The 13,065-nt window shown below is 37.5% G+C and carries 12 protein-coding genes; 7 read left to right on the top strand and 5 right to left on the bottom strand.

Annotated elements, in window-relative coordinates:
* Positions 1 to 56: 56 nt before the first annotated feature.
* Positions 57 to 1,427 carry an MATE family efflux transporter gene (locus tag J8L70_RS04605; protein WP_211054300.1) on the bottom strand — a complete coding sequence of 457 codons (1,371 nt, stop codon included), beginning with the start codon at positions 1,425 to 1,427 and terminating at the stop codon, positions 57 to 59.
* A gap of 126 nt (positions 1,428 to 1,553) precedes the next feature.
* Between J8L70_RS04605 and J8L70_RS04600 the strand changes: the two genes are divergently transcribed.
* A complete protein-coding gene (locus J8L70_RS04600) occupies positions 1,554 to 2,174 on the top strand; it encodes a riboflavin synthase subunit alpha (RefSeq protein WP_211054299.1) in 621 nt (206 codons plus the stop codon).
* Here J8L70_RS04600 and J8L70_RS04595 read toward each other — a convergent pair.
* Positions 2,171 to 2,374 (bottom strand): CPXCG motif-containing cysteine-rich protein, encoded by a 204-nt coding sequence (locus J8L70_RS04595; protein ID WP_211054298.1) that lies wholly within the window; start codon positions 2,372 to 2,374, stop codon positions 2,171 to 2,173. The two genes, J8L70_RS04600 and J8L70_RS04595, sit on opposite strands and share 4 nt — an antisense overlap.
* A gap of 156 nt (positions 2,375 to 2,530) precedes the next feature.
* Between J8L70_RS04595 and J8L70_RS04590 the strand changes: the two genes are divergently transcribed.
* The 4 genes from J8L70_RS04590 (at position 2,531) to J8L70_RS04575 (ending at position 6,831) form a co-directional block, all read left to right on the top strand.
* Positions 2,531 to 3,223, top strand: a complete 693-nt coding sequence (locus tag J8L70_RS04590) for a DUF445 domain-containing protein (protein ID WP_211054297.1) — start codon at positions 2,531 to 2,533, stop codon at positions 3,221 to 3,223.
* A gap of 84 nt (positions 3,224 to 3,307) precedes the next feature.
* On the top strand, positions 3,308 to 4,093 hold the full coding sequence (locus tag J8L70_RS04585; protein ID WP_211054296.1) for a hypothetical protein: 786 nt from the start codon (positions 3,308 to 3,310) through the stop codon (positions 4,091 to 4,093).
* A 100-nt stretch (positions 4,094 to 4,193) separates the two neighbouring features.
* Positions 4,194 to 5,576, top strand: coding sequence for an amidohydrolase (locus J8L70_RS04580; RefSeq protein WP_211054295.1), 1,383 nt, complete (start codon positions 4,194 to 4,196; stop codon positions 5,574 to 5,576).
* A 10-nt stretch (positions 5,577 to 5,586) separates the two neighbouring features.
* Positions 5,587 to 6,831: an amidohydrolase family protein gene (locus J8L70_RS04575; protein WP_211054294.1), complete on the top strand. Its 1,245-nt coding sequence runs from the start codon at positions 5,587 to 5,589 to the stop codon at positions 6,829 to 6,831.
* A gap of 122 nt (positions 6,832 to 6,953) precedes the next feature.
* Here the strand turns inward: J8L70_RS04575 and J8L70_RS04570 are convergent, their stop codons facing one another.
* The gene (locus J8L70_RS04570) at positions 6,954 to 9,176 is read right to left on the bottom strand and encodes an NADP-dependent isocitrate dehydrogenase (RefSeq protein ID WP_211054293.1); all 2,223 of its coding nucleotides are present in this window, start codon (positions 9,174 to 9,176) and stop codon (positions 6,954 to 6,956) included.
* A 429-nt stretch (positions 9,177 to 9,605) separates the two neighbouring features.
* The gene (gene cspD, locus J8L70_RS04565) at positions 9,606 to 9,824 is read right to left on the bottom strand and encodes a cold shock domain-containing protein CspD (RefSeq protein WP_211054292.1); all 219 of its coding nucleotides are present in this window, start codon (positions 9,822 to 9,824) and stop codon (positions 9,606 to 9,608) included.
* A gap of 210 nt (positions 9,825 to 10,034) precedes the next feature.
* Here cspD and clpS point away from each other — a divergent pair, with 210 nt between their 5' ends.
* A complete protein-coding gene (clpS, locus tag J8L70_RS04560; RefSeq protein ID WP_211054291.1) occupies positions 10,035 to 10,343 on the top strand; it encodes an ATP-dependent Clp protease adapter ClpS in 309 nt (102 codons plus the stop codon).
* Positions 10,344 to 10,407: 64 nt separating this feature from the next.
* The gene (gene clpA, locus J8L70_RS04555; protein WP_211054290.1) at positions 10,408 to 12,669 is read left to right on the top strand and encodes an ATP-dependent Clp protease ATP-binding subunit ClpA; all 2,262 of its coding nucleotides are present in this window, start codon (positions 10,408 to 10,410) and stop codon (positions 12,667 to 12,669) included.
* Positions 12,670 to 12,811: 142 nt separating this feature from the next.
* On the opposite strand, the gene infA is transcribed toward clpA, so the two are convergent.
* Positions 12,812 to 13,030, bottom strand: a complete 219-nt coding sequence (gene infA / locus J8L70_RS04550) for a translation initiation factor IF-1 (RefSeq protein ID WP_002962494.1) — start codon at positions 13,028 to 13,030, stop codon at positions 12,812 to 12,814.
* Positions 13,031 to 13,065 lie beyond the last annotated feature (35 nt).

Raw genomic sequence — 13,065 nt, 5'->3', positions numbered from 1 at the left:
TATTTAGTTTAAACTAAATAGGCTTTAAATTCGGGTGATTGTTTAAGCCATATTTTTTAAATTATGGCTTTTTTATTGCCAGATACTCCCAGTGATTTTAACTTTTTATGTACCGTGTACATTAATAAAACGGCAGCAAATGTTAAACCGACAATGATCCCTACCCAAAAACCATGTGGCCCCATTGGGGAGGTGATTAAATCCGTTCTCGCTAAAATAAAACCTAAAGCAAATCCAATTAACCAATAAGAGATAAAGGTAATATATGAAATGGGGGCTGTATGTTTTAAGCCTCTTAAAATACCATTAGCAGAAACTTGTAGCGCATCAGGAAGTTGATAAAGACACGCAAGGATCATAATAGAAGAGGCAAGCGCAATGACTTGTGGACTATCGCTATATAATTCACTAATTCTTGTACGGCCTAAAAAAGTAAATGTGGCTAAGATGATGGCAATCGCAATAGCTAATATATAGCTTGTGCTAACGAATGTTTTTAATTGCTTAATGTTATTTTGCCCATATAGGTTTCCGATTCGAATACTTATAGCAATAGATAAACTCAAAGGCATCATAAATAGCAGTGTAGTGACACTGCCCGCTATTTGATGACCTGCAATCGCCACCGCTCCTAAGTGAGCTATAAATAAAGGGATGCAGGCAAATAATGTTACTTCAAAAAAAGTGGCTAATGAAATCGGAATGCCAAGTTTAGTCATTGTTTTAATGGTACTAAAATCGGGCTTTGCAAATGGCGACAGTAATTTTTTTGCATCAACTTTTTTACTATAATGACAAAAAATCACTTGAGCAATCGCCATAACTGTTAACACCAGCGTTGTTGCGATCCCACATCCTGCTCCACCATAAGATGACACACCAAGCTTTCCATGAATAAAGATATAATTAGCTGGAATATTAATGGCTAAGCCAAGTAAACTTATATAAAAGGCAGGCTTAGTCATTCCCATCCCTTCTGTGACGTTACGATAGCAAGTAAAAATAAGAAAGCCAAAAATCCCCCACTTAACAAAACGAATATAATCATTCGCTAAGCTTGCAATAGCGGGGCTGGTATCTAGATTTGAAATAACGACATCAGAAAAACTCGCAATAATAAATCCAATAATGGCTAGGGCGGCTGTTAAATATAAGGCTTGCTGGAAGTAATGACTTATTGCAGATTTATTATTTGCACCATAACACTGTGCAATAATGCCTGTTAATGCAAGTAAGATTCCTTGAATAGCTAATAATAATGGATTCCAGACGCCGGTAGCAACTGAGAGTGCGGCTAAGTCCGTCGGACTAACTTGTCCTGCCATAATTGTATCGACTACTGACATTAATATCAGTGTAACTTGTGCTAAAAATACAGGGTAAGCTAGCGCAAGTAGCTTTTTAGCTTCCCATTTACAAAATGTCATAATAGCTAATTGTTAATCCTAAAGAATACTATTGTAATTGATAAAGTTATTAATAAAAAACAAACTGCTAGTGATTTTTATATTTGTTCGGTTAAAATTAGCTTTTGATTATTTAAAAGTAAAATTATGTTTACCGGTATCATTCAAACTCAGGCTAAAATTGCTCAAATAACCAAAGACGATGGAATCGTAAAACTCGTTATTAACGTTAAACCACAATATGCAACTAAGTTAGAAATTGGGGCGAGCATCGCTATAAATGGTTGTTGTTTGACCGTGACCGAATTTAAATCAATATTAGATGGTGTTGAGATCCACTTTGATATAATAGATGAAACGCTAGCGCTTACCAATTTAAATGATTTAGTTGTTGGGCATAGGGTTAATTTTGAACGCTCTATGACATTTGGTAAAGAATTAGGTGGGCATATAGTCTCTGGGCATATTCATTGTAAGGCTACCATCGCTTCGAGAATAAACGAGGGGAATAATTGTAAAATTAAATTAAACGTGCCAGCAAACTGGAAAAAATATGTACTTTATAAAGGTTTTATTGCAATTAATGGTGCGAGTCTAACTGTCGGTCATATAGATGATGAAGGTTTTTGGTTACATCTGATCCCAGAAACATTATCAATTACAAATTTAGGTATTGCACAGCAAGGTGACAAGTTAAATATAGAAGTTGACCAGCAAACTTATACCATAGTTAATACTGTTGAAAATTATATGCAGCAAAAAGGCTAAAAGATTTGTTCATCGTCACTATCAATATGTAATTCTAGTTTTTTATTAATATGATCAATATGCATATTTAAATGAATAGGGTTGCAACATGCAGTACAGTCTTCAATATAATCTTGATCGCCCATACTTGCATCTAAGTCTAAGTGTATATGATGTCCGCAATGAGGACATGTTATACGTTGTGATTTAAAGTCTTTCATTTTCATCTCCAATGACGTAGCTAAATAATTTAACGATTGGATACCTTTTAAATATAGCGGTCTTTTTATTTTTTAACAGATTTAATTAAATTTATATCGTGTTGTCGCTTTTGCTATCCATTTAGTAAACGCAGGTTTTATATTACGGAATACATTATGAATAAAAGTTTAATAACTAATACACTCGCGACAATCTTTGTCGTTTTTGGCTACTTAACAGCTCAATCAGTCATTTTATCGATTGGTTTATTTGCCTTATCTGGTGCTGTAACAAATTTAATTGCTATTCATATGCTATTTGAAAGAGTGCCATTTATATATGGTTCAGGGGTGATCGCATTAAAGTTTGAAAGTTTTAAAGCGGCCATTCGTAACCTCATTATTACTGAGTTTTTTTCTCAACAAAAAATAGCTAACTTACTTAAAACCGTTAAACCAAATATTGATTTTTCTGAGATAATAGCAGGCGTTGATTTAAACCCTGCATTTGATAATTTATTACAGGTTATCGAACAATCTCAATTTGGCAGCATGCTCGGTATGTTTGGTGGTACTGAGGCCATTGAACCCATGCGTGAAAAATTTATTGAGAAAATGCAGTTATCTTTATCACAAATAAGTGAAACAGAAGAGTTTTCTGATTTAGTTAGCACGACCTTAATGGGTAATAACAGTCATGAGCAATTATACGACACCGTTATAAAATTAGTTGATGATCGACTAGAAGAGCTCACGCCAAAAATGGTCAAAGAAATCATTCAAACTTTGATAAAAGAGCACTTAGGCTGGTTAGTGGTTTGGGGTGGTGTATTTGGTGGCTTATTTGGTTTAATTGCCGCAATAATATAATAATTACATACTTAGTCGCTGACAAAAACCTTCAGGCTGTTCTGATTTCAGCGGCCATTGCGAATCAATATTTTAGGAACGAACGTGAGCAAATCATTAGCAAATTACTATCAACATGCCTATGCATGCGATCACAAGAACTTTAATCAGTGTTTTTATTGTGGCTGCGAAGCGACTAAGCGCGATCATTGTCCACCGCTTCATATGCTACAAAGCATTGTAGATTTAGGCGAAGAAGCTGATTTTGTGTCGATTGCAGCATGTTATGAATGCCATGCATTACTTCATAATGAAAGACTGATGAGCATAGATGAGCGCTTTACTAAACTGAAAAAAAAGCTCTCAAGTAAATATGCCAAAGCATTGCGGGTATACAGTATGTGGGAAGAAAGTGAGCTTAGCGAAATGAGTGATGAGTTTGCGCATAGTATTCAAGCGGGTATGAAGTTAGGTAAAGAAGCTGCCGAGCGCTTAGCTTTTACAGGCTTTAGTTACGCAACCGAGGAAGCACGTGTCACTGTACGCGAAAAAACAAAAGAGTTTGATGTAGAAGGTATGACTTTCACCGACTTCAAGGAAGCTTTAAACTATTGTATAAATACACTTAAAGTACAAAAAAGTGATTTTTATAAAATTTTAGTTGAAGATTATAACGGCGACTTTAATAAAGCACTGAGTCAATATCATCATCGCCATGATAAAGTAACCGCCGCGAAAGACGGTAATACTCTAATTAAAGATTTTTCAAAGCAGTATAAACAAAACTCAGATTTTGTAACACGTACCGTTAAGCACTTTATAAGCAAAGATCCGTCACTGACTACTGAAGGTGCGCTTGAAAAACTTTATAACAATTATATAAAAAAATAATTACAGCCATTTAACTCAATTAATCGCTTTTTTACCTGTTTTTTTAGCTTTATTACTTAGCTTTCGCTAAAGTAACAAAAAAATAGGAGAATCGAACAAAATGCAAAAATTTGCTCCCTCATTGTTAGCAGTAGGTTTAGCTGCTGCACTCGTTGGTTGCCAAGAAAATGGCCCTCAAAATCCAAAAATAACAATTAATAAAAACCCTTACCCAAGTACTTACAAGCCCGTAGCGATAAGTAGTACATTAATTACAAACGCGACGGTACTTACTGGTACGGGTGAGCGTTTAGATGATACAGATGTTTTACTTGTTGATGGTAAAGTAAAGCAAGTAGGCAAAGACTTATCAGCTGATGCAGATACGACCATTGACGCAATGGGAAAATGGGTAACTCCGGGGATTATTGATGTTCACTCTCATTTAGGTGCTTATCCAAGCCCGTCTGTTGAGTCGCATCAAGATGGCAATGAAATGACCAGCCCAAATACCGCAGAGGTTTGGGTAGAGCATTCTGTATGGCCACAAGATCCAGGCTTTAACCGTGCTCGTGAAGGCGGTATTACCTCATTACAAATTTTACCCGGCTCAGCTAACTTATTTGGTGGCCGAGGGGTTACGCTTAAAAACGTACCTGCGCACACTATGCAAGCAATGAAATTTCCTGATGCACCTAATGGCTTAAAAATGGCCTGTGGTGAAAACCCTAAACGTGTTTATGGTCGCCAAGGTACATTACCTTCAACCCGTATGGGTAACATGGCAGGTTACCGCATGGCATGGGCCGAAGCGCAAGAGTATAAGCGTGCATGGGACAAATACGACGCTGATTACGAGGCTGGTTTAAACCCAGAAGCACCTATTCGTGATATTAAGCACGATACCTTGCGAGCAGTGCTTGAAGGTGAAGTCCTGATCCATAATCATTGTTATAAAGCTGAAGAAATGGCCATGATGATTGACCTTTCTAAAGAGTTTAACTACCACGCAGGTACATTTCATCATGGGGTAGAGGCTTACAAAATTGCCGACCTTCTTGCTGATAATGGCTCGTGTGCTGCACTTTGGCCAGATTGGTGGGGCTTTAAAATGGAAGCCTACGACATGGTTCAAGAAAATGTAGCAATTGTTGATGCGGTTAAAAATTCGTGTGCGATTGTGCACTCAGATTCAGATACAACGATTCAGCGCTTAAATCAAGAAGCGGGTAAAGTGATGTACCGTGCAAATGAAAATGGCTTTGATATTTCAGAGCAACACGCTATTAAGTGGATCACATCTAATGCTGCTAAATCATTAGGTATTGATGATAAAACAGGGTCGCTTGAAGCAGGTAAACAAGGTGATGTCGTTATTTGGAATCAAAGCCCGTTTAGTGTTTACGCAAAAGCTGAGCAAGTGTTTGTTGATGGTGCAAAAGTTTATGATAGAAACGATAGCGCATTCCAAGCACAAAGTGATTTTATGTTAGGTCAACAATAAGGAGCCCAGAATGAAAAATTTATCACGTTCGTTTTCGCTATCTCTGGTTGCTGCTGGATTATTAAGCTCAGGTTTTGCCAGCGCACAATCGCTTGCTATTGTTAATGCCACTCTGCATACCTCAACTGAGCAAGGCATTTTAGAAAATGCGAGCATAATAATGGATAACGGGAAAATTACCGCCATTAATCCAACTCAAGTGCAAGCAGACAAAGTTATAGATGCAAAAGGCCAAATTGTTACGCCTGGTTTTATTTCAAGTATTAATCAGCTAGGCCTTGTTGAAGTGAGTGCTGTTGCGGGCTCTCGTGATGCAGGCGAAGAAAAAGCGGGTATTGATTTTGATGTAAGCCTTGCTTATAACGCGCATTCAAGCTTAATACCTTACGCTCGCAAAGGTGGGGTTACACGCGATGTCATAACCCCTCACGGTGGCGATAGTATTTTTGCTGGTCTTGCAAGTGTTGTCGATTTGAGTGGTAGCTTTGACAGCGACATTCAAAAACAAGCGGCTTTAATTGTTGATTTAGGTGAACGCAGAAAAGGCTCTCGTGCTTTTACATTGCAAACACTAATGAATAAGCTTGAAGAGCATCAACGTAAAGCTTCTAAAAAATCTAAAAAAGACGACGATAGCAAGCCAAGTACTGAAGATAAAGTAATGGCTAAAGTATTGAGTGGCCAGATGCCACTTGTCGTAGGTGTATCGCGTGCGGCAGATATTGTCGAGCTTCTTAAAGTTAAAAAACAGTTTGGCATTAAGTTAGTGCTAAATGGTGCCCAAGATGCTGTTGTAGTAAAAGAGAAGCTCGCTCAAGCACAAGTCCCTGTGATCATCAGTGCAATGGACAGCTTACCTTCAAGTTTTGACTCATTACATGCAAGTTTAGATAACGCAGCGGTGCTTGAAAAAGCAGGCGTAAAGGTTATTTTAACTGTAGGCGGAGATGCCAGTCATAATATCTATCAGCTTCGCTTTGATGCAGGTAATGCTGTTTCGTATGGCATGAGCCAGCATGGCGCATTAAAAGCTGTTACGTCTAATGTAGCCGATGTTTTTGGTATTAATGCAGGTCGCCTCGAAGTGGGTAAAGCGGCTGACGTGGTAGTATGGAGTAATGATCCATTTGAGCTAAGTAGTCATGTAAATACAATGATTATTAACGGCGAAGAAGTGTCTACACAATCGCGTCAAGATAAACTACGTGACCGTTACACTACAGAGTCAACTATGCCGCGAGCTTATACAAAATAATTTATAAGTAATCGTAAAATAAAGGCCGCAATTTTATATAAATAGCGGCCTTTTTATATAAAATTAAGACACAAAAAAACCGCTTACTTTTAAAGTAAGCGGTTTTTAAATTTAATCTTAAATTATACTAATTTAGATAAAATTTCATTGAATGTAGCACTTGGGCGCATTGCTTTAAATGCAGCGTCATCATTTGGTTGGAAGTAACCAGATAAGTCTACAGCAGGACCTTGCGCTTCATTAAGCTCGCTTACGATTTGATCTTTTTGTGTCTCTAAATCGCTAGCAATTTGCGTGAACTGTGCTTTAAGCTCACTGTCTTCATCTTGTTTTGCAAGCTCTTGAGCCCAGAATAAAGATAGGAAGAAGTGAGAACCACGGTTATCAATTTCTTTTACTTTACGTGAAGGCGACTTGTTTTCAGCAAGGAAAGTACCTGTTGCTTTATCAAGGGTATCAGCAAGTACTTGTGCTTTTTTGTTACCCGCAGTCACACTTAAATGTTCAAGTGATGCAGCAAGTGCTAAAAATTCACCTAGAGAATCCCAACGTAAGTGGTTTTCTTTTTCGAATTGCTGAACGTGCTTAGGTGCAGAACCACCTGCGCCAGTTTCAAATAAGCCACCACCATTCATAAGTGGAACAATTGAAAGCATTTTAGCACTTGTACCCAACTCTAAAATTGGGAATAAATCTGTTAGGTAATCACGCAGTACGTTACCAGTTACAGAGATAGTGTCTTTACCTTCTTTAATGCGCGCTAAAGAGAAAAGAGTTGCTTCAAGCGGAGCTAAAATTTGAATATCTAAGCCAGCTGTGTCGTGATCCGGTAGGTATTTGTTCACTTTTTTGATTAGTTGTGCATCGTGTGCACGGTTTTCGTCTAACCAAAAAATTGCTGGAACACCCGTTGCACGTGCGCGGTTTACTGCAAGTTTAACCCAATCTTGGATTGGTGCATCTTTAACCTGACACATTCTCCAAATATCGCCTTGCTCAACAGTGTGCTCAAGTAAAGTTGCGCCATTTGCGTCAACAACACGGATAGAGCCGTCAGCTTTTGCTTCAAACGTTTTATCGTGCGAACCGTACTCTTCCGCTTTTTGAGCCATAAGGCCAACGTTTGGAACGCTACCCATAGTTTTTGGATCAAACGCGCCATTTACTTTACAAAAATCAATCGTTGCTTGGTAAATACCTGAGTAACAACGATCTGGAATAACAAAACTGGTGTCTTGTAATTTACCATCGTTATTCCACATTTGACCGCTTGAACGGATTGCAGCAGGCATAGATGCATCAATGATCACGTCACTTGGTACATGTAAGTTTGTAATACCACGGTCAGAATCAACCATAGCAATGGCAGGGCGGTTAGCGTAAACAGCTTGAATATCTGCTTCGATTTCTTCGCGCTTAGCGTCATCTAAAGTTTGAATTTTAGCGTATACGTCGCCTAAACCGTTATTTACATCAACGCCTAGCTCTGCAAAAAGCTCACCGTGTTTAGCAAACACATCTTTGTAGAATACTTTAACAGCGTGACCAAAAATAATTGGGTCAGAAACTTTCATCATTGTCGCTTTCATGTGAAGCGAGAATAAAACGCCTTTTTCTTTAGCCGCATCAATTTCAGCTGCTAAAAATGCTTGTAACTTAGAAGCACTAATGCGTGATGCATCAATCACTTCACCCGCTAAAAGTGGTGTGCTTTGCTTAAGTACAGTGATGTCGCCGTTAGTTGCAACGTGTTCAATACGAACATCTGTTGCAGTGTCTACAGTAACAGATTGCTCAGAACCAAAGAAATCGCCTTCGTTCATACTTGCAACGTAAGACTGAGAATCTTTACTCCATGCACCCATTGAATGTGGATTGTTACGTGCATACTCTTTAACAGAACCTGGCGCGCGACGATCAGAGTTACCTTCACGTAATACTGGGTTTACTGCACTACCTTTAATTTTATCATAAGTAGCTTGAATTGCTTTTTCTTCATCTGTTTGTGGCTCAGCTGGGTAATCAGGTAATGCATAACCTTTACCTTGAAGCTCTTTGATAACAGCGCGTAATTGAGGAACAGATGCACTGATATTTGGCAATTTGATGATGTTAGCTTCAGGTGTTTTAGCAAGCTCACCTAATTCAGCCAGTGCATCACTAATGCGTTGTTCTGGTGTTAAGTAGTCTGGGAAATTTGCAATTACACGCCCTGCTAATGAAATATCACGTGTTTCAACTTCAACACCTGCAGCGTTAGTATAGGCTTGGATAATTGGAAGCAACGAATACGTTGCTAAAGCTGGAGCTTCGTCTGTTTTAGTATAGATAATTTTTGATGTCATCATCATTCCTAGATAGTAGGCCTTAGGCCATATTCAACAATGCAATAAGTTCATAACCGAACTGGCTACGAACAGTTTGTTAGGTGTCGGTACTCATATCATTATAAATAGCTACACCTGACTAACTGAATCCTAATTTTAAATATCAATTTAATTAAATATAAGGAATACATCCTGTTCACCAAATTTAGGTGAAAGATATTTAAGCTTATAATTTAACATACAGAGTGTAACAAGCTTAACTAAAAAGGGCTAGAGGTAGCATTAGGTATAAATACATTCAAATCTTCATTTTATAGAATTAATAGGTATAACTAATTTTTAATCAGCTTGTATTCGCCAATTTTTAAAATGAAAATCACTTTTTGTAAGAAAGAAGAGGAAGCGAGAAACTTTAATAAGCAGCTCGCTTAAAGGGGATATTTTTAACTATTCTATAATATCACCGTTAGGGGCAATATTAGTAGCATGCATGCCTTTAGGCCCTTGTTGTAATTCAAAAGTAACATCTTGACCGGCTTTAAGGGTTTTATATCCATCCATAACTATTGTTGAATAGTGTGCGAATATATCATCCTCAGAACCATCTTCTACAATGAAACCAAAACCTTTAGCATTATTGAACCATTTAACCTTACCGCAAGCCATACTCGTACATCCTTCTATAAGTTGACTAAATTAGTTATTCTAAACTGTATAATTTGCTAGACTGATTTAGGGATAACCAATCTACAATTTAAATGTAGATTATTTAACCAGTGAGTCAAGGGTTTTAGTTACAATTTTAAACATTTAATTTATTTTTTATTCAAGTTTGCTTGAGTTACAAAGACAAGACTATATTTAATTATGAGTGGTATGAAAGATTCAGGTGTAATAGACACTGTTCGTGATAGTGAGAAGCAAAAACTGCAACCACCACGAAAATATAAAGTAGTATTAAATAATGATGATTACACACCGATGGATTTTGTAATCGAAATTTTAATGACTTTTTTCAATATGGATAGCGATAGAGCAACTGATGTAATGCTACAAATACATCAACAAGGTAAAGCCATTTGCGGTGTGTATAGTGCCGATGTTGCTTATACTAAAGTGGAGCAAGTTAATCGGTATTCACGCGATAATGAGCATCCATTGTTGTGTAGTTGTGAGCAGGAGTAATGACCAATTAACGGTTTCGTTTAATTGATGTGGTACATAATTTTATCTCTGTAAGGGGTTGCCAATGCTAAATAAAGATTTAGAACTAACTTTAAATGTCGCATTTCGTGAAGCGCGAACACGCAGACATGAATTTATGACAGTAGAACACCTTTTACTTGCACTGCTAGATAATCCATCTGCTGCAGATGCTTTAAATGCATGCGCAGTAAATATTAGCGGATTAAAAACTGAGTTATTAGAGTTCATTGATGAAACAACACCGGTTATCCCCGATTTAGAAGAAGAACGTGAAACTCAGCCTACATTAGGTTTTCAACGTGTTTTACAACGTGCTGTGTTTCATGTGCAATCTTCAGGAAAGCAAGAAGTAACCGGTGTTAACGTATTAGTTGCTATGTTTTCGGAACAGGAAAGCCAAGCAGTTTACTTACTTAAAAAGAATGATATAAATCGTTTAGATATTGTTAATTTTATATCTCATGGTGTTTCAAAGTCAGATGATGAATTAAGTGATGATACCGATGACATTCATGATGAAGTGCAAGAAGTTCAAAACGAAGAGAAAACCAAACTAGAAAGCTTTACTACTAACTTAAATTTACAGGCCAAAGAAGGGCAAATTGATCCCTTAATTGGTCGCGATAGTGAAGTGGAACGTACAGTACAAGTATTATGTCGCAGAAAGAAAAATAACCCCTTATTAGTGGGAGAAGCAGGCGTTGGTAAAACAGCAATTGCCGAAGGCTTAGCCTATCGAATTGTAAACGAACAGGTGCCTGAAGTGATTGCTGATGCCGTTGTATATTCGTTAGATATGGGAGCTTTACTTGCGGGTACAAAATATCGCGGTGATTTTGAAAAGCGTTTTAAAAGTTTGCTTAAAGAGTTGCAAGCCCAACCCGGTTCTATATTATTTATAGATGAAATTCATACGATTATTGGTGCAGGAGCAGCTTCTGGTGGGGTAATGGATGCGTCGAATCTGTTAAAACCGTTACTTTCTAGTGGCCAATTAAGATGTATGGGCTCGACTACCTACAACGAATATAAAAATATATTTGAAAAAGATCGTGCCTTAGTTCGTCGTTTCCAAAAGATTGATGTTTTAGAGCCGAGCGTCTCTGATACAACTAAAATTTTAAACGGATTAAAAGATCGTTACGAAGAGCATCATGGTATTCGTTATACTCAAAAAGCGCTAAAAGCAGCTGCAGAGCTTAGCGCTAAATATATTAATGAACGCCATTTACCTGATAAAGCAATAGACGTTATTGACGAAGCTGGGGCTAGTCAACGTTTACAGCCTAGCTCTAAACGCAAGAAAACAATTGGTGTATCTGATATTGAATTAATTATTTCGAAGATGGCCAGAATACCACCACAAAATGTTTCTTCTACCGATAAAGAAACCCTTAAAAACTTAGACCGCAATTTAAAAATGCTCGTATTTGGGCAAGACCAATCGATTGATGCATTAACCTCTGCAATTCGTTTATCACGTTCTGGATTGGCAAATGAAAATAAACCGGTAGGTTCTTTCTTATTTGCAGGCCCAACGGGTGTCGGTAAAACAGAAGTCACTAAACAGCTTGGTAAGTGCATGGGGGTTGAGTTTATTCGATTTGATATGTCTGAATATGTTGAACGTCATGCTGTAAGTCGATTAATTGGTGCACCACCAGGTTATGTTGGTTTTGAGCAAGGTGGATTACTCACTGAAGCTGTTATAAAAAATCCTCATGCTGTCGTGTTGCTTGATGAAATAGAAAAAGCGCATCCTGATATTTATAATATTTTATTACAAGTAATGGACCACGGTACATTAACCGATAACAATGGCCGTAAAGCAGATTTTAGAAATGTTGTTGTGGTGATGACAACAAATGCGGGCGTGCAAGAAACAACTCGTAAATCGATTGGTTTTTCTGAGCAAGATCACACTCACGATGCAATGAGTGAAATTAATAAAGTATTTTCACCAGAATTTAGAAACCGCTTAGATAACATCATATGGTTTAACCATCTTGAGAAAGACGTTATTTTACAAGTGGTCGACAAATTTGTTGTTGAGTTACAAGCGCAGTTAGATAAAAAGTCGGTTAATTTAGAGCTTTCAGCGAAAGCAAGAGAGTGGTTAGCAGATAAAGGCTACGATAAAGCGATGGGAGCGAGGCCCATGGCACGTGTGATTCAGGATGAGCTGAAAAAACCACTTGCCAATGAAATATTATTTGGTGATTTAATTGATGGGGGCACAGTAAAAGTGTCAGTTAAAGAGAATAAAATTGATTTTCAGTATGAAAACTCGTTAACGCCCGCATAGCCATTTATTATAAACAACAAAAAGCCCAGCATAAGCTGGGCTTTTTGTTTATTAAATATAATTTATAGAAAACCATGCATTATATTTAATAAAAGTTAAAGCTGATAAAATAGCTAAAACTAAATCTCGTTAACGCACTTACTTAGCGAGCACGGAATACGATGCGACCTTTCGATAAATCGTAAGGTGTCATTTCTACCGTTACTTTATCGCCGGTTAAAATACGAATATAGTTTTTGCGCATTTTTCCAGAAATATGAGCCACAACTACGTGACCATTTTCTAACTCAACTCGGAACATTGTATTTGGTAAAGTATCAAGGACAGTTCCTTGCATTTCGATTACGTCTTCTTTCGCCATGTTTAGCGTAACACCTCTTTAATAGTTAAACGCTG

This window comes from Pseudoalteromonas sp. MMG010, assembly GCF_018100905.1.
Taxonomy (GTDB): domain Bacteria; phylum Pseudomonadota; class Gammaproteobacteria; order Enterobacterales; family Alteromonadaceae; genus Pseudoalteromonas.
This window is presented reverse-complemented; position numbering and strand designations above follow the sequence as displayed.

What these genes read in the sequence shown, in the direction of transcription:
- J8L70_RS04580 (WP_211054295.1), top strand. Translation starts at nt 4,194, where the DNA reads ATGCAAAAATTTGCTCCCTCATTGTTAGCAGTAGGTTTAGCTGCTGCA.
- J8L70_RS04570 (WP_211054293.1), bottom strand. Translation starts at nt 9,176, where the DNA reads ATGACATCAAAAATTATCTATACTAAAACAGACGAAGCTCCAGCTTTA.
- J8L70_RS04600 (WP_211054299.1), top strand. Translation starts at nt 1,554, where the DNA reads ATGTTTACCGGTATCATTCAAACTCAGGCTAAAATTGCTCAAATAACC.
- clpS (WP_211054291.1), top strand. Translation starts at nt 10,035, where the DNA reads ATGAAAGATTCAGGTGTAATAGACACTGTTCGTGATAGTGAGAAGCAA.
- J8L70_RS04590 (WP_211054297.1), top strand. Translation starts at nt 2,531, where the DNA reads ATGAATAAAAGTTTAATAACTAATACACTCGCGACAATCTTTGTCGTT.
- infA (WP_002962494.1), bottom strand. Translation starts at nt 13,030, where the DNA reads ATGGCGAAAGAAGACGTAATCGAAATGCAAGGAACTGTCCTTGATACT.
- cspD (WP_211054292.1), bottom strand. Translation starts at nt 9,824, where the DNA reads ATGGCTTGCGGTAAGGTTAAATGGTTCAATAATGCTAAAGGTTTTGGT.
- J8L70_RS04575 (WP_211054294.1), top strand. Translation starts at nt 5,587, where the DNA reads ATGAAAAATTTATCACGTTCGTTTTCGCTATCTCTGGTTGCTGCTGGA.
- J8L70_RS04605 (WP_211054300.1), bottom strand. Translation starts at nt 1,427, where the DNA reads ATGACATTTTGTAAATGGGAAGCTAAAAAGCTACTTGCGCTAGCTTAC.
- J8L70_RS04595 (WP_211054298.1), bottom strand. Translation starts at nt 2,374, where the DNA reads ATGAAAGACTTTAAATCACAACGTATAACATGTCCTCATTGCGGACAT.
- clpA (WP_211054290.1), top strand. Translation starts at nt 10,408, where the DNA reads ATGCTAAATAAAGATTTAGAACTAACTTTAAATGTCGCATTTCGTGAA.